Raw genomic sequence first — 24,789 nt, 5'->3', positions numbered from 1 at the left:
ATACCTTACCGCAAGGCCTCGAAGTCACCGTATATCGGGTTGAAAATTTGAGCGAAGGCTACGAGACCATCCGTGTCAGCACGTAACCCATCCCCGCCGAAAATGCCGAAAGAACCGTTCCCCAGGCAACATCGACAACGGTGACGATCACCGGCCAGTTTCGCAGCGTTGCATAGTTCGTCACGTCATAGGTCGCATAGGTGAAGAATCCGAACATGGCTCCGTATATGATCGCAATTGCGAGACTTTCGGACTTCAGGGCCGGTGCAACCGCGAATATCACGATACCGACGACATAGATGATGTAGAAAGCGCCGGCCGCACCCATATTCGGTTTGTCCATGAGCAGATGTCCGATGCGGTCGAAATAGAACCGCGTTGCAATCTGCGACAGCCAGACATAGTCGACCGCGAGAAACACCAGTGCAGTCGCGAAATAGGCAGTGATGTATTGAACCATGAGACCCTCGGAAACAAGATAGGGCTGATACGTGTCCCGGTTTGGGTCGGATCATGTTTTTGCAACCCGGCTTTCCGCTTTGTTGGCTCGCTCAAGCCGTTTGAACGTCCGGCTTCAGGAAACCTCCCGACTGCCTTTGCCAGAGTTGCGCATAAAGCCCGCGACCATCTGCCAGAAGCGCATCGTGTGTTCCCTGTTGCACGATCTGCCCCTTGTCCATCACGATCAGCCGGTCCATGGCCGCGATCGTTGACAGCCGGTGCGCGATTGCGATCACGGTCTTTCCGGCCATCAGACTTTGCAGATTGTCCTGGATCGCGGCCTCGACTTCCGAATCGAGCGCCGACGTCGCCTCGTCGAGCACAAGGATCGGCGCGTCTTTCAGCAGGACGCGTGCAATCGCGATACGCTGCCGCTGGCCGCCTGAAAGCTTGACGCCGCGTTCGCCGACGAAGGCATCGAACCCGCTCCGCCCCTTTTTGTCTGCAAGCTGTTCGATAAACTCCAGCGCGTGTGCCTTGCGGGCGGCCTCGACAAGGTCTTCTTCGCTGGCACGCGTGCGTCCGTAGAGAATGTTTTCGCGGATCGATCTGTGCAGCAGAGAGGTGTCCTGCGTCACCATGCCGATCGATCGGCGCAGTGTTTCCTGGGCAACAAGCCGCACATCCTGACCGTCAATGAGAATGCGCCCGGTCTCCAGATCGAAGAAGCGGAGCAGCAGGCTGACCAGCGTCGTCTTCCCGGCTCCCGACGGTCCGACGAGGCCGACCCGTTCACCCGGCCGGATGGCAAGATTCAGATGGTCGATCACACCGCCATCCTTGCCGTAGTGGAAGCGGATGTTCTCGAACGCGATCGCGCCTGCATCGACCTTGAGGGCCGCTGCGCCTGGCGCGTCGGTGAGTGTTATGGGCCTCACGACCGTCTCCATGCTGTCCTGAAGCGATCCGAAGTGCCTGAACAGGCCATTGAGCTGATTGAACAGCCGGTTGAGGAGAATGTTGAGCCGCAGGATGAGGCTCAGCGCAAAGGCAACGTGGCCCGTGCTGATGCCGCCGTCCTGCCAGACAAGCAGCGATACGGCCGTGATCGATACGATCATCACGCCATTGATCAGCGACATGATCATCCTGATGGAGGTCAGGTAACGCGTGAAGCGCCTCAGTTTGAAAATGAAGCGTTCCACCGCTTCGCGCGCGCCGCTGTTTTCCTCCTCGGTAGACCCGAACAGCTTTACCGACTGAATGTTTGTGTAGGTGTCGACGAGGCGACCGGTCACGCCGGAATAGGTATTAGCAGTGTCCTTTGCCGCCAGCCGAATGCGCGGCACAAAGTAAGTCGCGGTAACGGTGAAACAGAGCAGCCACACGGCAACGATCGCCCCAAGCCGCAGATCGAGTTGCGTGACCAGAACGAGGGTCGTAACCGCGTAGACGATGATGAACCAGGCAACCTGCAACAGATTGACCATGAAATCGCCTGCGGACAGTCCCGATTGCAGAACCTTTTGCGCAAGACGCCCGGCAAGATCGTCCTGGAAATAGCTTAGGCTCTGTTTCATCACGCGCTGATGGCATTGCCACCTGACCAGGTTGAAGAAACCCGGAACGACTGTCTGCTCTTCAACGAGCGCCATGAGGGAATTGACGATCAGCCGCAAGACCAGAACCACGAACGCCATGCCTGCAAGCGTCCAGGCGTGGTCGGTGAAGAAACTGTCCTTTTTGCCTGTCTCCAGCAGGTCCACGATTCTGCCAAGGAAGTTGAAAATCGTGACTTCAACGAATGCCGAGAGGCCTCCAAGCACCAGCATGGCCACGAACGGCCAGCGGACCTGCCTCACGAAAAAGGCCAGGAAAGCGACCCCGTTCCGCGGCATGTCCTTTTTCGGCGGTTCTCCGAACGGATCGATCCATGTTTCAAACATGCGGAAGATTGGGGACACGTGCCGCCTCCGGAACTGGTGCGATTCTGATGACCATTCTACGCGTGGCAGGTGTCACCGGGCCAACAAATAAACTTTTGGGTCTTGCGAACGGGAATGACATTGACCGGCCAAGCTGATATCCAGCCCAGCCTGAAAGAACGTATTGAAAAGTGTTCCCCAAGCAATGCCCGACCTAGCTCTCTATCAACCCGACATTCCGCAGAACGCGGGAACGATCCTGCGTCTGTGCGCCTGCATGAATGTGACGGTACACCTGATCGAGCCGGCAGGCTTCCCGATTTCCGATAGTGCTCTCAAACGGGCAGGCATGGACTATCTGGAACGCGCTTCGATGCGCCGTCACCGGAGCTTCGCCGACTTCGAGCTGTTCAGGCTGACGCAGAACCGCCGCTTGATCCTGCTGACGACCAAATCGGATCAGGTCTACGCCGATTTTGAGTTTCGGACGGACGACATTCTGGTTATGGGCCGCGAGAGCACCGGCGTCCCGGAGAGCGTGCACAATCTGGTGGATGCGCGGCTGAAAATTCCGATGGCGGAGGGCCTGCGCTCGATCAATGTTGCCGTATCCGCCGGCATGGCGCTTGGTGAAGCCTTGCGGCAGACCGACACTTTTCCTAAGACTCCGGATTGAAAGCCACTCCGGCGCTCCTGTTGACTTCAAGGCTCATCACATGAATGCACCTGCTCCTGAAAATCGCGGTGGTCCGATCCCCGGCAATATCGAGGAAAAGAAGGAGGCGGCGCCCGTCTGGTTCGAGAGTCTGCGTGACAGGATCTGCAAGGCGTTCGAAGACCTTGAAGACGAGATCGGCACACGTGCCGGCCCCATGTCCGACCAGCCGGCGGGCCGGTTCGAGCGGACGCCCTGGGAACGCACCGACAGCAGCGGCGAAAAAGGCGGCGGCGGCGGCGTCATGTCCATGATGCACGGGCGTGTCTTCGAGAAAGTCGGCGTTCACGTCTCCACGGTGCACGGAGAATTTTCCCCCGAGTTCCGGGGACAGATCCCGGGCGCATCGGAGGATCCGCGGTTCTGGGCATCCGGGATCAGCCTGATCGCGCATTTGCACAATCCCCACGTGCCCGCAGTTCACATGAACACGCGCATGGTCGTAACGACCCGCCAGTGGTTCGGCGGCGGCGCGGATCTGACACCGGTGCTGGACGCCCGCCGGACGCAGGACGATCCGGACACGATCGCCTTCCACGAAGCCATGCGGGCGGCCTGCGCAGACCACACCGTCGCCGACTATGACGCCTACAAGGCATGGTGCGACGACTACTTTTTTCTCAAGCACCGGAATGAGGCACGCGGTATTGGCGGCATCTTCTACGACTATCTGCATAGTGGCGACTGGGATGCCGACTTCGCGTTCACAAAAGCTGTCGGCGAGGCTTTCCTGGGAATTTATCCCGAGCTCGTGAGGAAGAACTTCCAGAAGAGTTGGACCGATGGCGAGCGCGAAGAGCAACTGGTCAGGCGCGGCAGGTATGTGGAATACAATCTGCTGTACGATCGTGGAACCATCTTCGGACTGAAGACAGGCGGCAACGTCGCCTCGATCCTGTCTTCAATGCCGCCGGTCGTGAAATGGCCCTGAGACGGGACCAGCCGGTCAGGCCGCAGGCGCTTCCCGGGTGACAGCACCGAAGGCCCGGCCAAAGAGCATTTGCGACAGACTGGTCACGATCTTCTGATCCAGCTTCGGCCCCATGTCCTTGAGCATCTCCACGGCTGTGCGTGATGGCACACTTTCGCGATACGACCTCTGCTCCGTAAGCGCCACGAATATGTCGCAGACCGTAATCAGGCGAACCTTGGGGACCAGCTGCTCACCGCGCAATCCTTTCGGATAGCCGGATCCGTCCAGCAACTCATGGTGCTGAATCGCCATGCGCTTCACATCCGGCGACACCTCCAGCCTGGACTTCAGAATGTCCCTGCCGAAGACTGGATGCTTGTCAATGATGTCGCGCTCTTTTGGCGTGAGCTTTCCCGGCTTGTCGAGGATTGTCAGCGGAATGCGCATCTTGCCGATATCGTGCACGAGCCCGCCGGCAATGACTTGCTTGCAGTCTTCCTCGCTCCAGCCAATGTGTTTGGCAAGCATGCCGGCCAGGCCGGCCACCTGCAGGGAATGGCTGTATGTGGCGCTGTGATGGGATTCAACCGCGTTCAGCCAGCACGACAAACCATCCTTCTTGAGCGCGGTCAGCATTTCCTCGGCGCTCTCGTTCATCAGGCCTATGCGGATCTTGGCGCCCTCGACCGTGGACAGGCAAAGGCTTTCAAGGAACGTGTTGCTCGATTTATAGGCTCTTGCGGTGGTTTCCGGTGTCTTTTTCGGAAGCGCTTCAAGGATGTCGCTCTCCATGAGCGTCTTCAGCCGCTTCAAAAGAAGCGCAAACGGTGCGTCACGCTCAAGCGTCTCCGTCTTGCCGAGAGCGCCCGCCTGCATCACTTCCCTCCGGTTTTTCAATGACACGAGGCAGATGACAGGAATGGCGGCGATGCTGTCCCAGGAAGATTTCAGAGCGGTCAGCCCGGCATCGGTTGCACCGAGCAGCTCGACAACAGCGACCTTGCCTTCACCGACAGTATGCGGTGACACCATATCCATGTTTATGAGGCGGGCCGGAAAGAAAAACGGAAGTTTCCTGACCGGGGAATCCATCGGCAGTTGCCCGTCTGAGATGAGAACTATTTCCATCGATCGTCTCGTTCGCGCCCTCACAACATGTGAGACATGAAATACAGCTGTTTTCCCGAAGGGAAGTGCAACGATTATCTTGCAGAGATTACTTTTAAAATTTCGCTAAGACGCAGGGCCGCACCGTTTGAGAAGCTGTTCTTTTGTCAGCGTGAACTCGCTGTCAATCCACTCGACTTCCAGCCGCTTGAGCAGCGCACCGAGTTCGGGCCCGGCCTTGTGACCTAAGGTCATCAGATCGGCTCCCTTGAGCGGGAACTCGGCAATGACCTGTGATCCGATATCGGCCAGCATCTGCGTGAAACGCTGGTCGTCGCCCGTTTTCCCCGCGATTTGAGCAGACCGGACCGCCAGCAAACCGTCGGTCGCGCCTTCCCGCCCGAATGCATAAGTCATCGCTGCGGCGCTCGGGCGTGCTTCCGGGTTCAGCAGCATTTTCTTCGCAGCCCAGGCTGTTTCCATGCGCTTGCGTTCGCTGTTCGAAAGCCGGAACCTTTCGGAGATTCTGGCAAGGTCCTCGCGGACGAAACCCGCGAGCACCACAAGCCCGAGTTCCGGGTCGCGCGTGTTCGGGGCGAGTTCATCAAGCGAGCGCAGCGCCTCATAATCGTCAACACGCGCAAGACCGCCGGTCGCGATTTCCCAAAGACCGCAGTCATTCATCATCCGCAGTGCATAGGCTGCGCGCGGTGCGCGCATCAGCCGGCGCATTTCGTGCCCGATACGTTCCGCGGACAGCTGCCGCAATCCGTTTCTTTGCCGAAGGCACGCCGCGAGGCCCTCAGGATCCAGGTCGCCCTGCCCATAGGCCGCGTAGATCCGGAAAAACCTCAGAATGCGCAGATAATCTTCCTTGATGCGGCCATCCGCATCGCCAATGAAACGCACCCGGCGTGCCAGGCAGTCATCAAGGCCGCCAAGAGGATCGTGAAGATGCCCTTTCCGATCCACGTAAAGCGCATTCATGGTGAAGTCCCGGCGCCGCGCGTCCTTTTCCCAGTCGCGGCCGAAGACGACGCGGGCCTGGCGGCCGAATGTTTCGACGTCTTCTCTCAGGGTTGTGACTTCGTAAGGGAAATCATCGGCGACAACCGTCACCGTCCCATGCTCTAGGCCGGTTCCGATTGCTTTCAGGCCGGCGTCTTGCGCACGCGACATCACGACGTCCGGGCTTGCGGTTGTTGCAATATCGACGTCAGGCACCGGATGACCGAGCAAGGTATTGCGCACGGCCCCGCCGACGACCCGTGCCTCGTCTCCGTCGCGCTCGACAGCCGAGAACACGGCCTGGATGCCGCGCGCAGCAAGCCAGTCCGCTTTTGCAAGCTTTTCGTCCACGTCGAGGGTCATGCCTCTATTCGAAACCACCAGGCACGAAAACGCCATCTTTCATTTGCGTCGGGCGGTAGTCCGTCCCGTCTGGCCCGCGGTTCAATGTGGACATCACAACGAACCCCACGATCACCAGGACCAGACCCGATACGGTCAGCCATGCCAGCGGTCCCCGCGCCCAGCGGTCTGGATCTTTGCTTCTCTTCGTGAGCCATAGCCAGATCGCATAGCAGAGGAAAGGCAGCAGGAAGAGGAGCAGGTGGGTCAGTGCAACACGCAGCATCAGCGATAAACCGTCTCGTACAAGGATCTTATGATTCCGGCAGTCACGCCCCAGATATAGCGTTCGCCGAATGGCATGGCATAGAAGTAACGCCGTTTGCCCTGCCAGTCCCGGCTTTGTTTCTGGTGGTTCACCGGATCCATCAGGAAGTTGAGCGGAACTTCGAATACGTCATCGACTTCATCCGGATTGGGCTGAAACGGCCCAACGGTCTGCAGTCTGCCGACAACCGGAATGATCTTGTAACCCGAACCGGTAAGATAGGGAGCAAGTGTGCCGAGAGGTTCGACCTTGTCCGGCACAAGCCCGATTTCCTCGTCTGCTTCGCGCAGCGCTGCATCGACCGGCCCGGCATCGGTAGGGTCGATCTTGCCCCCGGGAAACGCGACCTGACCCGCATGTGAATTCAGATGTCCCGTGCGTTGGGTCAGGACCACGCTCAGCCCGCTGTCGCGCTCCAGAATGCCGATTAGCACCGCAGCATCTCTTGGCGGGCCCTGCCACCGCGCATAAGGCGGAAGATCTGGATTGAGAACATGATCGCCCGTTTCCAGCTGCGCGCCCCGTCGGGCGGCAACATCCAGGCGGTCCCGCAGGTCCTGCGACCACCGGTTCAATTCTAGTCTGGTTTCCACGACTGGAGCGCTCATCCGGCAAGGGGCTCTGATTTGGCTGTTGTCCGCACACTCAAATGGTTGTTCCGTTCATTTCAACAAGTGTTCACCGATGGCAAAAAAACGTCCGCCGCTCCATATCCCTGTGTGCTTGATCCCGTCTTCCGGCTGTTCCTCGATCAGATCGGCCAACTGATACATGAGCGCACGCGTAAAGAGGGCTTCGAGGCGCCCACGTACGAGAACATAGGGTTTCAGACCGCCGCTGTCCGTTTCTTTTTCAAATCGCAGCGGGTGTTCGGCATCCACTTTTACCAGTTCACCGAGATTTGTCCTGAGCGTCAGCTGCTGTTCCACACCGGCTCCCGTTGTGGCCATTTCGACAGCCAGAAACGGGGCGTCATCGACCGTGATACCAATTTTCTCAACAGGAGTGACGAGGTAATGCCTGCCGTCTTCGTCACGTCTCAGGACCGATGCGAACAACTTCACCAGTGGCTGGCGTCCGATGGGCGACCCCAGGTAAAACCATGTCCCGTCCCGGGCAATTCTGATGTCGAGATCCCCGCAAAACGGAGGATTCCAGTTCTCGACAGGAGGAAGCGACTTGTCTTTTCCATCCGCTCTGCTCATCAGGGCTTTCAACCCCTCCGGCATGCCTGCTGCGGCTAGATTGTCATTTTCTCGCATGTGTTTTTCAGCCCTAAAAGTGAAATTCCGGTCCCTACGGAAAATTGCCGAGACAGTAACTTACCTATCGATTGCAGGCCCATGATTGCCCCCGTTAGGCACAGCCTTTTCCCCAACACCTGTAAAGATTCTTGGTCCTTTCCACTGTATGGCGCACAATTGCGCCTTATCTACGCATTTATATGGTGTCAGACTGCATGAGTCGCAGCAACCGAAGACAATGCCCCGCGCCGTGCCATGGTCCGGGAAAAGACAAGACGGGAAAGGTGATTCATGAGCGTTGTTTCCCCCTCGAACCCCAGCGATGAAGATCTCGCCGCCGTAGCGGAAAACGCGGAGCGGGCCGTTTCGCGCATCACGGATGCGAAAACTGACATCGCCCGGATCATCTTCGGTCAGGAAACCGTCGTCGAGCAATCGCTCGTGACCATTCTGGCGGGAGGACACGGTCTGCTCGTGGGCGTTCCCGGGCTTGCGAAAACGAAGCTGGTTGAAACTCTCGGAACCGTTCTTGGCCTGGACGCGCGCAGGATCCAGTTCACACCGGACCTGATGCCCTCCGACATTCTCGGGGCCGAGGTCATGGAGCAATCGGCCGACGGCGGCCGTTCCTTCCGCTTCATCCCGGGACCCGTTTTTTCGCAGCTGCTGATGGCCGACGAAATCAACCGGGCCAGCCCGCGCACGCAGTCTGCGCTGCTGCAGGCTATGCAGGAGTATCATGTGACGGTTGCCGGGCATCCGCATGATGTGCCAAGACCTTTCCACGTTCTGGCGACGCAGAACCCGCTTGAGCAGGAAGGCACCTATCCGCTGCCTGAGGCACAGCTCGACCGGTTCCTTATGCAGATTGACGTTCATTATCCCGACCTCGATGCAGAGCGCCGGATCCTGCTGGAGACAACTGGCGCGGACCAGGCGGAAGCCCAGGTTGCCATGAACGCTGAAGAACTGATGGACTATCAGCAACTCGTGCGCCGGATGCCGGTCGGGGAATCGGTTGTCGAAGCCATACTGAAGCTGGTTCGCTCGGCGCGACCGGACGAGAGTTCGGCCGAAAGCGACGTGACCAAGCTGATTGCGTGGGGACCCGGTCCGCGGGCAAGCCAGGCGCTGATGCTGACCGTGCGTGCAAGAGCCCTGGTCGATGGACGTCTGGCCCCTTCCGTGGACGATGTGCTCGCTCTGGCAGAGCCCGTTCTTCAACACCGGATGGCGCTGACCTTTGCAGCCAGAGCCGATGGTCATACTGTGAGAGACGTCATACAGCGCGTCAAAGAGACAATCGCCTGAGACCCCGTCTTTCGCAGGAGCCCGAGACCATATGGACCCCCGGACAAACAAGGCAGGCATTGATCAGGACAAATGGCCCAGCGTTATTGGCGAGGCAAGATCCGTCGCCGATGCGCTGCCGGATCTTCTGGTCGAGGCGAGCCATGTCGCCAGCTCGATCATCGCCGGCTGGCACGGCCGGCGCAGAGCGGGACCGGGTGAAAGCTTCTGGCAGTTCAGGCCGTTCAACATGGGTGAACCGGCCAAGCGCATAGACTGGCGCCGCTCCGCGCGTGACGATCATCTCTACGTGCGCGAGCGGGAGTGGGAAGCTGCCCATACGGTCTGGCTGTGGTCCGACCTGTCGTCTTCGATGGTGTTCCAGTCACGCCTGTCGGAGGTCAGCAAAAGGGATCGGGCCATCGTCCTGATGCTGGCACTTGCCGATATGCTTGCCGAAACCGGTGAACGGATCGGACTTCCGGGCCTGACCCGGCCCTTCTCCGACCGACGCGCGGCAGAGCGGCTCGCCGATGCCCTCGCTCACCTTTCAAAGCCTGTCGCCTTTCCCGATACCACCTCGGTAAAACGCTTTGCCGACGTTGTTCTGGTCTCCGACTTTCTCGACCCGCTGGACGACATTGCCGAGTGGGTGGCGCGGGTTGCCAGCACAGGCGCAAAGGGCCATCTGGTGCAGGTTCTCGATCCGATCGAGGAAACGTTTCCCTTTGATGGCCGGATCGAATTCACCGATCCGGAGCGGGGGACCCGGCTTACGGCCGGCCGCGCGGAAAACTGGCGTGAAGACTACCACAACAAGCTGGAGGCGCACCGGGCCGAAGTCCGCGACATGGCCCGCCGCGCCGGCTGGACATATGTGCTCCACCATACCGACCGGCCGGCAGCAGAACCGCTTCTGGTCCTTCACAGCGCGCTTTCCGGTGCGCTTGATGTGATGAACAGGGGAGGTATCTGAGCCGATGTTTGCCGGTCTTCCCCTTACCTTCACTGCGCCCTGGATCCTCGCCGCGCTCGCGCTCCTGCCGGTCATCTGGTGGCTGCTGCGCCTGACACCGCCGCGTCCGCGGGAAATCGCGTTTCCGCCCACGCGCCTGCTCCTCGATATCGACCAGCACGAGGAAACGCCTCAGCGCAGCCCTTGGTGGCTTACGCTGCTGCGCCTGCTGCTGGCCGCGATCCTGATCATTGCCCTTGCCGGACCGGTCTGGCGCACGTCCGAACCTGTTGCGACGGGAGACGGTGTTCTCTGGTTGCTGGTCGACAATGGCTGGACCTCCGCAAAGAGTTGGGACGCACAGTTGAGCGCTGCCGAACAGATCCTCACGACAGCCGAACAGTCAGGACAGCCGGTTGTCTTCGTCGCGACTGCAGAAGGCCCGAACCAGAGTTTCACCCCGGAAGCTGCGAGCGCCGCCTTGGAAAAGCTGCGCGCACTGGAGCCGCGCCCCTATCCGCCGCAACGCAGTGACCTGAACATTGGCCTGCGCAAGGCTGTACAGGACGCCCTGCCCGGAGCGATTGTCTGGCTTTCCGACGACACGGAACTGGAAGGCCCGTTCATGACCGACCTTGCCGCGATGACCGGGAATGTGCCGGTGACGGTCTTGACTGGTCTCGACACGCCAATGGGCCTGAAAGACCTGCAAAATGATACCGATGCGCTGTCCGTGACCGTGGTCCGCCACGACGAACAGACCCTTGGGACGGCCAACGTCAGAGCCCTGGATCTGAAGGGACTGGTCCTTGGCGAGGTGCAAGCCAGTTTTGACTCCGGAAATACCGAAACGACCGCACGGTTTGAATTGCCAAGCGAATTGCGCAACGACATCGCCCGCGTTGAAATCTCCGGGGAAGCAGCTGCCGGCGCCGTCCAACTGGTCGATGACAGCTGGCGCCGCCGCACGATCGGCCTCATTTCCGGTCAGTCCGGAGACCTCGATCAGCCCCTGTTGTCGCCGGTCTACTACCTTGAGCGCGCGTTGTTGCCATTTTCGGACATCCGCCGTTCGAAGGACAGCGACATCGCCTCGGCGGTTCCCGAGTTGATCGACCAGGGGATCTCGGTTCTCGTTCTTGCCGATGTCGGACGTCTGCCGGACACCACGGCTGCCGAGTTGAGAGAATGGATCGAGAATGGCGGCACCCTCGTACGTTTCGCCGGCCCGCGCACGGCCGGCGGCAGCGACGACCTGATCCCTGTGCGCCTGCGCGCCGGAGATCGGTCGCTCGGCGGGTCTCTTTCCTGGAAGCAGCCGCAACACCTTGCCGACTTTCCCGACGATTCTCCCTTTTTCGGCCTGAAAGTGCCCGAAGAAGTGACGGTCAACCGGCAAGTGCTGGCGGAGCCGACCTCGGACCTGCCGGACAGGACCTGGGCGATGCTCGAGGATGGCACTCCCCTCGTCACCGCAGCGCCGATTGGCGCAGGCAGCGTGGTGCTCTTTCACGTGACGGCGGATTCGGCCTGGTCCAACCTGCCGCTTTCCGGTGTCTTCCTGAACATGCTGCGCAGGATCCTGGCTGTTTCAAATGTTGCCGCCGCTTCGGAGACGACGGATGACAGCACATCCGCGTCCAGCGTCCTTCCTCCCCTGCGTCTGCTGGACGGTTATGGGCGCTTCGGCGCGCCCCCGGTCGAGGTGACGCCCGTCAGCGCGGCGGACTTCAGGGAGGCGACTGCCAGCCGCCGCACGCCGCCGGGCCTTTACGGAACCGAAGACGGTTTCCGTGCGCTGAACCTCATGGGTGCGGATGACACATTGTCGACGCTCGACCTGACCCTTCTGGGGGACCGAGCGACAAGAACCGCTTACCCGGCTTCGGATCCGATCGATCTCAGGGCCCTTTTCTTCACGCTGGCCTTTCTGTTGCTCATGGCCGACGCAATCGCCGTGTTTCTGCTGGCCGGCGGTCTCAGCCGTATCGGTCTGCGCAGCCGTACTGCCGGGCTCGCAGGCCTGCTGGCCGTGTCTCTCGCAAGCGCAGCCTACCACGCCCCGTCGCCTGCCCTTGCGCAATCAACGTCCGACGAATTGCAGGCACTCGAGTCAACACTGGACACCCGCCTTGCCTATGTCATCACGGGCAACCCGGAGATTGACGACGCAAGTGCCGCCGGGCTCGCAGGCCTGACCCGTTTTCTTGCCGAAAGAACCGCGTTGGAGCCGGGCGCACCTGTTGCGATCGACATAGCAAGTGACGAACTCGCCTTTTATTCCTTGCTGTACTGGCCGATCGACCCGGTCGCAGACAAGCCGAATGACCAGACGATCGCCCGGATCGACACCTTCATGCGGAACGGGGGCACCATCCTTTTCGACACGCGCGATCATATCAATGCGTCCGCGACAGGCTTTTCGTCGACACCGGCAACCCTGAAGCTCCGGGAAATCCTTGAGGATCTGGACGTGCCCCCCTTGCAGCCGGTCCCGCCCGACCATGTCCTGACCAAGGCGTTCTATCTGCTCGACGCGTTCCCGGGACGGTATGCCGGAAGCCCGCTCTGGGTGGAAAGTCTTGAGGAAATCGCCGCGCGCGGCGACCGCCCGGTGCGGGCAGGCGACGGCGTCTCGCCGATCATGATCACAGGCAACGATTTCGCGTCGGCCTGGGCGATTACGGAAGAAGGTGAGTTCATGTATCCGACGGTGCCAAACAGCCCCGTGCAACGCGACTACGCCTTCAGATCAGGCGTCAACATCGTCATGTACAGCCTGACGGGCAACTACAAGGCCGATCAGGTTCACATACCCGCCCTGCTTGAGCGGCTTGGACAATAGGAGCGCTGATGGTCTGGTCACTTTCCTTCGACCCGCTGCTACCCCTCTGGGCCCTCACCGCCGGGGGCGTGATCGCCCTGTTTCTTGCGGCCGTGTCCGGTTACCTGAGTTTGCGCGGCTGGGTTTTGCGCTCCCTCACGATGGCCCTTTTGCTGTTTGCACTCGCCAACCCGGCGGTCGAGCGCGAGGACCGGGAACCGCTTTCCAGCGTGGTGGCACTTGTCGTCGACAAGAGCCAGAGCCAGCGGCTTGCCGACCGCGAGACGACCACCGACGAAACGGCCACGGAAATCCAGCGACGCGTGGCCGCGCTCAAGGGTTTCGATCTTCGTGTTCTGGAATCGCGCAATGCCGGAACAGGCAACGGCACCGAACTTTTCCAGACACTCTCCAACGGTTTGGCGGACGTACCGCCGGAACGCGTGGGCGGTGCCATCATCATATCCGATGGACAGATTCATGATGTCCCTGAAAACGCCGGCGCTCTTGGTTTTGATGCGCCCGTCCATGGCGTGATCACGGGCGCTCCGGAGGAGCGTGACCGACGCATCGTTCTCGACAAGGCCCCGAGATTCGGTCTTGTCGGCTCCGAACAGACCGTCAGCCTGACGGTGGTTGACCAGGGTCAGGGCACCGGGCCGGGAGATCTGGTTCAGCTAACTGTGAAACGCGATGGGAGCGTCGTCAGCGAGCGCACGGCGCGCACCGGCGAGAAGGTCGACATTCCGGTCGAAATCGCACACGGAGGCGACAATATCTTCGAGTTCGAGGCCGCGCCGCTTGAAGATGAACTGACGACTTTGAACAACCGCGCCGTCGTCACGATCGACGGCATCCGCGAGAACCTTCGGGTTCTCCTTGTCTCCGGTTCGCCGCACTCGGGCGAACGCACCTGGCGCAATCTGCTCAAGTCCGACGCCTCCGTCGACCTTGTCCACTTCACCATCCTGCGCCCGCCGGAAAAGCAGGACGGCACACCGATCAACCAGCTTTCGCTGATCGCCTTCCCGACGCGGGAACTCTTCTCCGTAAAGATCGATGAATTCGACCTGATCATCTTCGACCGCTACGTGCGCCGCGGCGTCTTGCCGATGCTCTATTTCGACAATATCGCCCGCTACGTTCAGGATGGCGGCGCGGTTCTGCTTGCAGGCGGTCCGGACTACGCCGAGGCGGGAAGCCTTTACCGGACCCCGCTCGCGCCGATCCTTCCGGCAAGCCCCACCGGCGGCATTCTGGAAGAACCGTTTCACGCAACGCTTGCGAGCCTCGGAGAACGGCATCCGGTCACCAGGGGCCTGCCTGGTTCTGAACAGGATCCCCCGGCCTGGAGCCGCTGGTTCCGTGCGGTCGATACCCAGCTTGACGCGGGACAGCAGCTGATGTCCGGCCCGAGCGACACACCGCTCCTGGTGCTCAATCGCGAAGGCGAAGGCCGGGTCGCGATGCTCCTGTCCGATCACGTGTGGCTTTGGGCACGCGGTTTTGAAGGCGGTGGACCCCATGTCCCCCTGCTTCGGCGGCTGGCACACTGGCTGATGCAGGAACCTGATCTTGAAGAAGAAGCGCTCAACGTATCAATCAGGGGATCCGACCTTGTCGTGGAGCGCCAGACCCTGGGAGACAGCGTTGGCGAAGTGACCGTTACCGCACCTGCGGGCGACACGACTCTGGTTGAAATGAGTGAGCGCGAACCCGGCCTCTGGCGCGGCGACATGGCGGCCGACCAGACCGGACTGTTCTCCGTGACGGACGGCACATTGAGCGCGCTCATCCATGTCGGCCCGCAAAATCCGAAGGAATACACGGACGTTCTGTCGACGACCGAAGTGTTGTCTGCGATCAGCGAGGCGACGGGCGGCAGCACGCAGAGGCTGAGAGACATTGGCGGCGATATCGACATCCCGCGCGTGGTTTCCATGCAGCCCTCTGCAAGCTATGCCGGCAATGGCTGGATCGGCCTGAAAGCAACGGAAGCCAGTGTCCTGAACGGCGTCGACCGGTATCCGTTGATGATCGGGCTTCTTGGCCTTGCATTGCTGCTCGGCATGCTGTCGCTGACGTGGTACCGCGAAGGGCGGTAGCCGACCGGCTGCCCGCACCAGACGAATTGCAAGGTTCTCGCCCGGATCGCAGTTCCACTTAGCAGCGATCCGGTATGATTGGGCACAACTTCAAAACTGAAAGGTCATTGCCCTGCCAAAGGGCGATGACGTTGTGCGCGCACAGGTTCCGGCAGGATCAACGCGGCACTATTCAAAACAGAAGTACCGGGTGTTCTCCGGATATTGAATGATGGTCTGCGAACGCCCGCGAATCTCTGCGACCACATCCTTCGCCTCTGCGATTGTCACCGGCTCCAAAGCGCTGCTGGAACTGTGACCGACCAGGGTTCCGGATCCCTGCATGACTTCTACCAGTCTCTTGTCTTCGGTGCTTTCCCCCGGCCTCGGCGCTCGACGTTTGACGGTTCTCCTTCGCGCGCTGTTTTCGGCCCCGAAGGTCTCGCAAAGCGCCTCGGCATATTTTTGTGCACCAACCTCATCGTAACCGTATTCTTCGCCAATTCTGTCCTGGATTGCGAGGATCGTGTCTTCATCGACATTGGCGAAGAAATAATGTGGTCGGGGAGAATGGTATCCGAGGTTGTTCGGATTCGAATAAATCTGCGTGAAGCGCGCTCCATTGGCAAAATAGACTGTCCAGCGTGGACGGCCTTTCGTCACCCCGATCACGTCGGAATATGTCAGGAAAGTCGGTAAGCTAAGTCGCATTCTTTGCCTCCAAGCCCGCGCAGAACACACCAGTGCCCGCACTGCACCCAAGGCTATACGATTTCAGATAGAACGCACGCCGGATGTCTTTGAATCTGGAAAACAAACCTTTAACGCGTCGGAAGCGTTGCCCTTGTCATGTTGCTGCCGGGCAAAATCGATCCCGGTTCAAATCCGTCCGTTTTTGAGCGAAGCAGTCCGCAGCTATGATCCGGATTCAAGCACCGGGGTCGACAAGGTTTCCATTTTGAGGAATGCGGACAGATCTTCCACGTTCATTGGTTCGGCAAGCGCAAATCCCTGGGCGAAATCGCAATTCAATTTGGCCAGGCGTTCGACAAGGTCCAGTGTGTCGGCCCCTTCCGCAATAACCGGAATATTCAATGAATGGCCCATCTCGACAATCGACCGCACCAACCGCTCGAATGCGTTGTCCGGTTCGATGCCGGAAACCAGGTTGCGATCGATCTTGATATGGGACGGTTCGATATTCATCAGACCCAGAACGGATGCATTGGCAATACCGAAATCATCGAGGTCCAGCCGGCACCCGGCCGCCCGGATCTGGTCAAGAACACCGGCTGTATACGCATCGAGATTGTCGAGCGCCATGGTCTCCACAAGTTCGAACCTCAGTTCAAACGGCAGGTCACGCACAAGCCGAAGCGCGTCCGGGAAATCTGGTGACATCAGCCTTTCTTCGGAAAGGTTGACGGCGAGCGCGGGAACATTGATGCCTTGAGTGTTGAGTTCTTTCAAAAGACCCACGGACTGTTCCAGCATCAACGCATCGATATCGCCGAGAAGGTTGAGGTCCTTTGCAGCACCCAGAAAATCATGCGGTGACAGGAGCCCGCGCTCAGGATGCTCCCATCTGACAAGCGCTTCGACGCCGGCGACGGTCCGCTCCGGTAACCGGAACTGGGGCTGGAAAAACGGCAGCAACTCGCCATTCTCCAGCCCGCTGAGAATTTCGGCCGTCAGTTTGCGCTCATTCTGAATCGCCGTCCTGAGCGCCGGCGAATACAGAACGAACCGGTCCTTGCCCGCTTTCTTGGCATCATACATCGCAAGGTCTGCAGCCTTCATCAGATCAGAGCGGTTCCCGGCGTGCTCGGGATAGCAGGCAAAACCGACGCTCACACCGATGCGTATTTGCGCGTCGTCCAGCACGATTGGTTCCTTGATGCACTCAACGATCTCACCGGCGTATTCCTCGATACGATTGGCGTGTTCGGACGGGATCCAGATCGCAAATTCATCACCGCCCAGCCGCGTCACCAGCGGGCCGCGGTATGCCTCCGGTGAGATCTGGCGTGTCTCCTCCGGCTCCAGGTCACGCAACCTCATGACACCCAGTACCCTGCACAAACGCGATCCGACGACTTCAAGGACCTTGTCGCCCACGTCGTGTCCATGCACGTCGTTCACGGCCTTGAACCCGTCGAGATCAATCAGCATGAGCGCCCCGGCGTGCTCGTCCGCGATGGCATTGTCCAACTGCTGATGAAGGTAGGTCCTGTTGCCCAGGCCAGTGACAAGATCCTGGTAGGCAAGCGCATTGATGGTCGACAGGTTTTCGCGCAGGCGCAGCACCATGTCCCGGAACCGCCGGCTCAGTTCATTGAACTCGACCGGCAAAAGACGGCTGGAGGCCTGAAGGTCCGGCAGGCCGAATTCCCCTCCCGCGATCTTGGAGGACGCCCGCGAGATCTGCTCGATCGGACGAACCACCCGCAGAGACACGACAAGCGCGAGTGCCAGGGCGGAGACGACCCCGATTGCAAGCACTATGACCCCGGATCGCCGCGCGATGTCGGCCTTCTGCTGCAATTCTGCGATCGGCTGCGGGATCATCACGCCCCACCCGACAGGATGAACGAAGGTGAACCCGGCAATCATGTCGCCCTTGAGCGCCGGGGAGTAGAACTTTTCGACGCCTGTCTGCCGGGCCAGCATGCGCTGCACCGCCGAGATCTTCGACATGTCCTTGCGCGCGGCAACCCAATCGGGAAGCGGATGCGACAAGGCCCGGCCCGTGTGATCGACAATCGCCGCGTGGCCGCGAACGCCGAAGGAAATCGCTTCGCCGAGTTCGCGGAAATAGGTCGTCCGCACGGCGCCGACGGCAATCCCGTCCTCCAGCGGGCGGACCATGTGAAGCACGTTTTCCCCGTCTGCTGTTTGCACGACAGGACCGAAGGTAACTTCACCCGGGATCGCGAGCGCCTTGAGCCGTTCAAGTTCAGTTTCGGGGATCACGTCGGGACAGGGTGCTGAGGCCGATGCAAGCGTCAATGTCACCTTTCCGGTGTCCCAGTCGGCTATACAGACGTGACGAAAGCTCAGATTGTCGAGCACACGGACCATTGACTTCGTCTCGGTCCAGACCTCGGGCGTGTCAAGCAGGAGGTCGAACGTTGTCACGAGGTCGCGGTAGTACCGTTCCAGGGCCGCTGCGAGGTTCCGAGCGAGCAGCAAGTGTCGCTCATGCACTTCGTCCAGTTCACCTTCCAATACGTCCGAATGCGGCCACGCCTGAAAAAGCAACAGCGGTGTCATCGACAGGAAAAGAAACAGCGTCAGCAGAAAATATCTGAGTTTCATGTTCCGGAATGCCTTGGCCAGGTGCTGTCGCAAGGCAGTTTATATGTCGAAACTCTTAACCCGAAACAAAAACAACAATAGGAAATATAATCAATGGCGCGATAAGGAGGACTTTCCGCTGCGTTCGCATGAGTGCGATCGGATCAATGGACACCGGCCACAAATTCGAGCAGCACGGACAGGCAGCCAGTCACGGAGACGGACTGCTTGAAACCCGGGCGCAGAAGCATCGCATTGGCTCGCTCACGCCTGGTGTCCGCCCTGAACGGCCCCTTCAGGCATGTCTGCCTCATTCAACAGCGCAACAAGAAGCCTTGCCGGATCGACCGGGCCCGGCAGGGTGATCCGCCCGAGCGGCACTTGCTGAAAACCGAAGGGACTGTAATAGGGTGCGTCGCCGACGAGGAGAACGACCTTGTCACCGGCCTGCGCGGCCGCATTCATGGCGGTCCGCATCAGCGCCTTGCCAAGGCCCCTGTTCTTGAAGTCCGGCGACACGGTCAGCGGCCCGAGCAGCAAGGCCTCGGTGTCACCGATAAGGATCGGCGACAGCCGGATCGACCCGGCGATCTGCGATCCCACGAGACCGACAAAGGAAAGATCTGCCCGAGGGCCCACATTTTCCCGGATACGGAACGCGGTCCGCGCGAACCGGCCCGGTCCGAACGCGTTTGCCTGAAGGTCTTCGATTGCTGTGGTGTCGGCGGAGTCTTCCGGCCGGATAACCCAGGTGGTCTGTTTCATGAGAGAGGTCCTGAACAAGCGATCTTAAAGCAAGCGCGCCTGCCATGAACCCGAAATGAAAAGATTGGTGGTCCGGGATGAGGTCAGCCGCGACGGAACGGACGAGACATGTCTCGTCGGTCGGTTCGTCGTCGGAGTGTCAGACCTGCGGTCATGGATCCCAGTCTCTTGATAGACCCCGTCAGTGAAAATGTGCACCGGCGGTTTTTTCGTGAGGGAAAGCGGTTATCACGCAACATCCTCCCGGTCCAGCGTTTTTTGGAAATCGTTCCGTGTGCGATTGTTCATGGATCTCGAACACAGCATTCAGTTGATTGATTTCCGGCAAAGGCGCACAACCTATTTCACGAGGAAAACGAAGGAGCGCGCAATGGGTTTGCTGGTGAACGGGGTCTGGACGGATCAATGGTACGACACGAAGTCGAGCGGCGGCCGTTTCGTCCGCAAGGACGCGGCGTTCCACAACTGGATTACGGCTGACGGATCGCCCGGAGCAAGCGGCCAGGGTGGTTTCAAGGCGGAAGCTGGGCGCTATCACCTGTTTGTTTCCTATGCCTGCCCCTGGGCGCACCGCACGATGATCTTCCGCAAGCTGAAGGGTCTCGAAGACGCGATTACGCTGTCTGCCGTCCAGCCGCTTATGCTGGAAAACGGCTGGGAATTTGCCGAAACGGAACCGCTTACCGGTGCCAAATACGCCTGGAACATCTATGCCAAAGCCGATCCGGAGTATACCGGGCGGGCGACGGTGCCGATCCTGTGGGACAAGAAGCAGCAAACCATTGTCAGCAACGAGTCGTCTGAAATCATCCGGATGTTCAATTCCGAGTTTGACGGATTGACCGGCTCCAACCTCGATTTCTACCCGCAGGACCTGCGCGGAAAGATCGATGCCATCAACGAGCGCATCTACCACACACTCAACAACGGCGTTTACAAGTCCGGCTTCGCGACCAGCCAGGAAGCCTATGAAGAAGCCGTCGCGGCGCTGTTTGAAACGCTGGATTTCCTGGAAGGCGTGCTCGGTGAAAACCGCTATCTGACGGGAGACCGGCTGACGGAGGCCGACTGGCGCCTGTTCACCACGCTCGTGCGCTTCGACGCGGTCTATGTCGGTCATTTCAAGTGCAACATCAGGCGGATCATCGATTATCCGAACCTGTCCAACTACCTTCTGGAACTCTACCAGGTACCCGGAGTGGCCGGGACCGTCGACATGACTACGATCAAGGAGCACTATTACGGCTCGCACGAAAGCGTCAATCCGACCAGGATCGTGCCGGTCGGACCGGCACTCGACTTCCTGAAGCCGCACGACAGGGACCGGCTTCCGGCAGCAGCTTGAACGGGTCGCGAACAGAAAGACGGCTCACCAGTAGGCGCCTGACGGAAAGGCCCTGTCCCTGAATTCGGAGAGACGCCGCGCCGTTGCCGGGCTCAGATTGTCCGGCAACATGTCGATCGGAAAGAAGCGCGCTTCCGCGATCTCCGAATTCGGCGCAAGGTAGGCCGGGGCCTCTTTCCACGCGCTCAGGTGAAACAGTCCGACATGATCCCGGCCGGTTGCCTCGCGGTTGAGATACATGCCGAGAAGGCGTGGAGCGCCTTCCGCCTCAATGCCGGCCTCCTCCAGCACTTCCCGGCTTGCCGCCTGTTCCAGCGTTTCGCCGCGATCGACGGCGCCACCGGGCAGATACCATCCTTCGAGATATGTGTGCCGCACCAGCAGCACCTGTCTGCTTGCGTCTTCGACGATCACCCTTACGCCGAGAATGTAGGGGTTTCTGATAAGGACAGCACTCTGGACGATGCGCTTGGTCACACCGCTCGGCAGGAAGGACAACAGCTTCAACATTCCGGCAGCTTGCACCCCCGTCCTCCAAAGGTAAACACAATTGACCCATGCAACCGCTGCAGGGCTGGTACGCGGGAATAGCTCTCCTCCCGGGTGAGCGGAATGCCTATATACCGTGCACAGTGATGAATTCGAAGGCAGGTGAGACTGCCGTGACCTTACGAAGGAACAGACAATGTTGAACGCAATCTTCGGCAAACGCCGCGCACGCCAGAACCACTACCAGTGGAAACCGGCTCTCGACCTCAGCAACCCGCGTGTTGTTGCTGCCCTGACCACGTTCCCGAGCAACTAAGCTTCGGACGAGCCTGCGGAGGCAGCAAAAATGCTCGGTTTTGTAAATGTCGTGAACGCGACGCTGCGCGAGACGACGCGCACCGCAAACACGTCCACCGGCAAGACTGCGAGGCCCGCTGCGGCCAAGTAGGCAGCAGCCTCGGGGTGGAATGCCCTTTTTTAAAAAACTGATGCTCAGCAACCGGAGCGCCGCGTTATTTTCTTGACGCGGCGCTTTTTGCTTTGAAGATGCGCCCCCATGTTCACGCTTGCGCATATCTCCGATCCTCATCTTGGTCCCCTGCCCGATCCCAAGCTTATCCAGCTGGTTTCAAAACGTATTCTGGGATACCTCAACTGGCAGCGAAACCGCTCCAAGATCATGGGTACGAGCTATCTCGACCAGCTCGTCGAGGACATGAAGGCAAAGTCTCCCGACCACATCGCCGTCACGGGAGATCTTGTGAACATCGCCCTTCCGCTTGAAATCACCGGTGCCCGAGATTGGCTCGGAGAGATCGGAGAACCCGGCAACGTGTCCGTCGTCCCGGGCAATCACGACGCGTATGTTCCCGGTGCCGTCTACAAGGCACGGGCTGCGTGGTGGCCCTACATGTGTCCTGACGACGCGGCTGCCAAACCGCCCGAAGGCACGCGCGTGGAGGCGACCTTTCCCTACGTCCGAATACGCAACGGCATCGCCCTGGTGGGTGTGACAACCGGGCGTGCCACCGCCCCCTGGTTCGCAACCGGCAGGGTCGGAGCCGAACAGGCGCGACGTTTGCGGGACGTATTGGAAGAACTCGGAAAGGAAGGCTACTTCCGCGTCGTGATGCTGCATCACCCGCCTTTCAGACACGCCACGAAATGGCACAAGCGGCTGTCGGATGCTTCGCGCGTGCGCGCTGCCATCAAACAGGCGGGTGCGGAACTCATCCTCCACGGACACACGCATATCGACAGTTTCGAGGATATCGAAGGCCCCTTTGGCCCCGTTCCCGTTGTCGGCGTGCCGTCGGCAACCAGCGCACCGGGCGGGCGGCACCCGGCTGCGCGCTACAACCTGTTCAGGATCGAAAACACCAATGACGGCTGGACCTGCCGCATGGAAGAACGCGGCTTCGACGCCCCGGATACACCGGTTAAGCTGCTTGCGCAGAGAGACGTCGACATTCCACAAACTGGTCTAAGCATCGAGGCTTCATAGTGTCAGACCGCGCATGTTGCGCAGGGGTCATTGCGAGGCTTGACGGAAAAGAGTGAAAGGCAAAGACCACCTCCCGTGCGAACGCGGAGAGCTGATGCGCACAATCCGAAGCGAGTTTTCCCTCTCCCGCTGGGAGAGGTGACCGGTGCCGCGCGACCAGATGGTCCGCTCGACCCCAGGCGAAAGCCTTCCGGTTATTTTCAACTCAGCGAACAAAGAATACTGGCGCCCGATCTTGCGGCTTGCACGTCACACCTGAACGACATCAGAGCGTCAAATCGGGTTGGCAAACCAGGCAAAGGCGATGAGGCCGACAACGCCCGCAGCGATGCCGATGCCGAACGCGCCGGCAACCGCCAGCCAGGAGGTTCTGCTCTCCCTCACTCTGACAACCTTGGAATCCTGCGCAACCTCTTTCAGACGGTTGTTCAGCCAGTCGCCTTCAAGCGCTTTTTCGCGTTCGATCACGCGTTCCGCGATGTATTCGGTCAAACAGTCGGCCATGTCGTCGATATTCGCCGTCTCCAGGATGACGACCCGGCCGAGGCGCGTGTCCTTGAGGAATCGATAGGTCTTGCGATCCCCTCCTACGGCGACGTGGCTGGTCGCATCGATCCACAGACGCGGCGTGGACCCGGAAATGATCTGCAGGGAAAACTGGTCGTCATCCTCCGGTATCTCCTTGAAGACGTCCTTCAGTTCGTCGGCCAGCATGTCGAGCCGCGCCCGTTCCGTGTCCTGCAATTCGACAACCACGTCCGATCTTTCGACTTCGCCCAGCTGCACCTTGCGGATGGCATCGCGCAAGGAGCGAATACGCGTGTGTGGGACAACGTTATCCTGCATTTCAGACATAAGGCGCCTGGCTCCGTTCTTCTGCCGTCTCTGACACCGAGTCTTAACCGACTCGCGCAGGGGCAGAACGGCGCTCCGCCGTCACCTGCCGCCTATCCACCGGCAATGATCTCAAAATGGTTAACAAAGCTTAGGGGAAAATTAACTGTAACGCCAGCAAGGCGGCGCTGGCTTCACTCCAAATCATGGGTTATGCAAAGTTAGAATGTTTGTCGTCCACCAGCCACGGGGAGACTGCGTCATGAATGTTGATGGCAAGAAATACCGCACGATCTGGCTCGCTCAGGACGGAGGCAGCGTCGAGATCATCGACCAGAGCAAGTTTCCCTACGCTTTTGAAATCATCAAGCTGCACACGATGGAAGACGCAGCCCATGCCATCCGGGTGATGCAGGTTCGCGGGGCACCGCTGATCGGAGCGACAGCCGCCTACGGCGTGGCCCTGGCGATGCGGGCAGACTCCTCCGATGAAGCTCTGCACGACGCCTGCTCCGCTCTATTGCAAACGCGTCCGACGGCCGTGAACCTTCACTGGGCACTGGATCGCGCCCGCAAGAGCCTCATCCAGGTGGCTCCCGCCCTGCGCGCCGCGGCCGCCTTCACGCTTGCCAACGAAATCTGCGACGAGGACATCGGCATCAACATGGCCATCGGCATGCATGGCATGGAACTGATCGCCGCCATTTCCGAAACCAAGCGCAAGGGTGAGCCGGTCAACATCCTCACTCATTGCAACGCCGGCTGGCTCGCCACGGTCGACTGGGGAACGGCGACTGCTCCGGTCTACATGTCCCACGACGGCGGCATCCCGGTTCACGTCTGGGTGGATGAAACCCGCCCCAGGAACCAGGGCGCATTCCTGACAGCATGGGAACTCGGCCATCACGGTGTGCCGCATACGGTTATCGTCGACAACGCCGGCGGGCACCTGATGCAGCATGGCCAGGTCGACATGGTGATCACCGGAACCGACCGGACGACGGCGACCGGCGATGTCTGCAACAAGATCGGGACCTACCTGAAGGCACTCGCCGCCAAGGACAATGGCGTCCCCTTCTATGTCGCCCTGCCCTCGCCGACAATCGACTTTGCCCTGTCCGACGGTGTCCGCGAAATTCCGATCGAGGAAAGGGCGGGAAGCGAAGTCAGCAAGATGACGGGACGGACAGATCGCGGCGATATCCAGACGATCAACATCGTCGCCGAGGGTTCCGATGTCGGCAACCCGGCGTTCGATGTCACCCCGGCCCGGCTCGTGACGGGCCTGATCACTGAGCGTGGCGTTCTGAAACCCAACCGCCAGGCGATCGCCGAAGCCTTCCCTGAACGGGTCAAGATGAGCGCCTGAGGCCGAAATC

21 protein-coding genes are annotated in these 24,789 nt (G+C 59.9%); 9 read left to right on the top strand and 12 right to left on the bottom strand.

Translation table 11 applies throughout. The annotated features are described in order from the left end of the window. Positions 1-58: 58 nt before the first annotated feature. Positions 59-460, bottom strand: coding sequence for a DUF2177 family protein (locus RDA78_RS14685; protein ID WP_434056038.1), 402 nt, complete (start codon positions 458-460; stop codon positions 59-61). A gap of 91 nt (positions 461-551) precedes the next feature. Next, on the bottom strand, positions 552-2,387 hold the full coding sequence (locus RDA78_RS14680) for an ABC transporter ATP-binding protein (protein WP_434056147.1): 1,836 nt from the start codon (positions 2,385-2,387) through the stop codon (positions 552-554). A 184-nt stretch (positions 2,388-2,571) separates the two neighbouring features. On the opposite strand from RDA78_RS14680, the gene RDA78_RS14675 reads away from it, so the two are divergent. Together RDA78_RS14675 and hemF are read left to right on the top strand one after the other, a co-directional pair. Continuing rightward, the gene (locus RDA78_RS14675; protein ID WP_434056037.1) at positions 2,572-3,042 is read left to right on the top strand and encodes a tRNA (cytidine(34)-2'-O)-methyltransferase; all 471 of its coding nucleotides are present in this window, start codon (positions 2,572-2,574) and stop codon (positions 3,040-3,042) included. Between the two features lie 40 nt (positions 3,043-3,082). Beyond that, positions 3,083-4,012, top strand: coding sequence for an oxygen-dependent coproporphyrinogen oxidase (gene hemF, locus RDA78_RS14670; RefSeq protein ID WP_434056036.1), 930 nt, complete (start codon positions 3,083-3,085; stop codon positions 4,010-4,012). 15 nt (positions 4,013-4,027) lie between these two features. Here the strand turns inward: hemF and RDA78_RS14665 are convergent, their stop codons facing one another. From RDA78_RS14665 to RDA78_RS14645, 5 genes are all read right to left on the bottom strand, one after another. After that, positions 4,028-5,122, bottom strand: a complete 1,095-nt coding sequence (locus RDA78_RS14665; protein ID WP_434056035.1) for an HD-GYP domain-containing protein — start codon at positions 5,120-5,122, stop codon at positions 4,028-4,030. A gap of 105 nt (positions 5,123-5,227) precedes the next feature. Beyond that, positions 5,228-6,472, bottom strand: a complete 1,245-nt coding sequence (locus RDA78_RS14660) for a CCA tRNA nucleotidyltransferase (RefSeq protein ID WP_434056034.1) — start codon at positions 6,470-6,472, stop codon at positions 5,228-5,230. A gap of 4 nt (positions 6,473-6,476) precedes the next feature. Next, entirely contained in the window at positions 6,477-6,737 is a 261-nt protein-coding gene (locus RDA78_RS14655; RefSeq protein WP_434056033.1) for a DUF6111 family protein, read from the bottom strand. Next, positions 6,737-7,372 carry a CoA pyrophosphatase gene (locus RDA78_RS14650; RefSeq protein WP_434056032.1) on the bottom strand — a complete coding sequence of 212 codons (636 nt, stop codon included), beginning with the start codon at positions 7,370-7,372 and terminating at the stop codon, positions 6,737-6,739. The genes RDA78_RS14655 and RDA78_RS14650 overlap by 1 nt, the downstream gene beginning before the upstream one ends. Positions 7,373-7,441: 69 nt before the next feature. Continuing rightward, positions 7,442-8,041 (bottom strand): DUF1285 domain-containing protein, encoded by a 600-nt coding sequence (locus RDA78_RS14645; protein WP_434056031.1) that lies wholly within the window; start codon positions 8,039-8,041, stop codon positions 7,442-7,444. A gap of 273 nt (positions 8,042-8,314) precedes the next feature. Between RDA78_RS14645 and RDA78_RS14640 the strand changes: the two genes are divergently transcribed. Genes RDA78_RS14640 through RDA78_RS14625 form a run of 4 tightly spaced genes read left to right on the top strand, consistent with a single transcriptional unit; the run spans position 8,315 to position 15,197 of the window. Then, positions 8,315-9,334, top strand: coding sequence for an AAA family ATPase (locus tag RDA78_RS14640; RefSeq protein WP_434056030.1), 1,020 nt, complete (start codon positions 8,315-8,317; stop codon positions 9,332-9,334). Positions 9,335-9,365: 31 nt separating this feature from the next. Then, entirely contained in the window at positions 9,366-10,289 is a 924-nt protein-coding gene (locus tag RDA78_RS14635) for a DUF58 domain-containing protein (protein ID WP_434056029.1), read from the top strand. Positions 10,290-10,293: 4 nt separating this feature from the next. Beyond that, entirely contained in the window at positions 10,294-13,113 is a 2,820-nt protein-coding gene (locus RDA78_RS14630; RefSeq protein ID WP_434056028.1) for a DUF4159 domain-containing protein, read from the top strand. 8 nt (positions 13,114-13,121) lie between these two features. Then, entirely contained in the window at positions 13,122-15,197 is a 2,076-nt protein-coding gene (locus RDA78_RS14625) for a hypothetical protein (RefSeq protein ID WP_434056027.1), read from the top strand. Between the two features lie 168 nt (positions 15,198-15,365). Here RDA78_RS14625 and RDA78_RS14620 read toward each other — a convergent pair whose 3' ends face one another. From RDA78_RS14620 to RDA78_RS14610, 3 genes are all read right to left on the bottom strand, one after another. Beyond that, complete coding sequence (locus RDA78_RS14620) at positions 15,366-15,887, bottom strand: hypothetical protein (RefSeq protein ID WP_434056026.1); 522 nt, start codon at positions 15,885-15,887, stop codon at positions 15,366-15,368. Positions 15,888-16,091: 204 nt separating this feature from the next. Continuing rightward, positions 16,092-18,494 (bottom strand): putative bifunctional diguanylate cyclase/phosphodiesterase, encoded by a 2,403-nt coding sequence (locus RDA78_RS14615; protein WP_434056025.1) that lies wholly within the window; start codon positions 18,492-18,494, stop codon positions 16,092-16,094. Positions 18,495-18,737: 243 nt separating this feature from the next. Further along, entirely contained in the window at positions 18,738-19,238 is a 501-nt protein-coding gene (locus RDA78_RS14610) for a GNAT family N-acetyltransferase (RefSeq protein ID WP_434056024.1), read from the bottom strand. A 370-nt stretch (positions 19,239-19,608) separates the two neighbouring features. On the opposite strand from RDA78_RS14610, the gene RDA78_RS14605 reads away from it, so the two are divergent. Beyond that, positions 19,609-20,583: a glutathione S-transferase family protein gene (locus RDA78_RS14605; RefSeq protein ID WP_434056023.1), complete on the top strand. Its 975-nt coding sequence runs from the start codon at positions 19,609-19,611 to the stop codon at positions 20,581-20,583. A 24-nt stretch (positions 20,584-20,607) separates the two neighbouring features. Here the strand turns inward: RDA78_RS14605 and RDA78_RS14600 are convergent, their stop codons facing one another. Further along, a complete protein-coding gene (locus RDA78_RS14600) occupies positions 20,608-21,108 on the bottom strand; it encodes an NUDIX domain-containing protein (RefSeq protein WP_434056022.1) in 501 nt (166 codons plus the stop codon). Between the two features lie 520 nt (positions 21,109-21,628). Here RDA78_RS14600 and RDA78_RS14595 point away from each other — a divergent pair. After that, positions 21,629-22,576 carry a metallophosphoesterase family protein gene (locus RDA78_RS14595; RefSeq protein ID WP_434056021.1) on the top strand — a complete coding sequence of 316 codons (948 nt, stop codon included), beginning with the start codon at positions 21,629-21,631 and terminating at the stop codon, positions 22,574-22,576. Between the two features lie 273 nt (positions 22,577-22,849). Here RDA78_RS14595 and RDA78_RS14590 read toward each other — a convergent pair whose 3' ends face one another. After that, entirely contained in the window at positions 22,850-23,431 is a 582-nt protein-coding gene (locus RDA78_RS14590) for a hypothetical protein (RefSeq protein WP_306141457.1), read from the bottom strand. 241 nt (positions 23,432-23,672) lie between these two features. Here RDA78_RS14590 and mtnA point away from each other — a divergent pair, with 241 nt between their 5' ends. Then, positions 23,673-24,779 (top strand): S-methyl-5-thioribose-1-phosphate isomerase, encoded by a 1,107-nt coding sequence (gene mtnA / locus RDA78_RS14585; RefSeq protein ID WP_434056020.1) that lies wholly within the window; start codon positions 23,673-23,675, stop codon positions 24,777-24,779. Positions 24,780-24,789: the final 10 nt, after the last annotated feature.

The organism is Roseibium sp. (genome assembly GCF_051016195.1).
Taxonomy (GTDB): Bacteria; Pseudomonadota; Alphaproteobacteria; order Rhizobiales; family Stappiaceae; genus Roseibium.
Note: the sequence above shows the minus strand (reverse complement) of the source record. Positions and strands in the feature narration are given on the sequence as shown.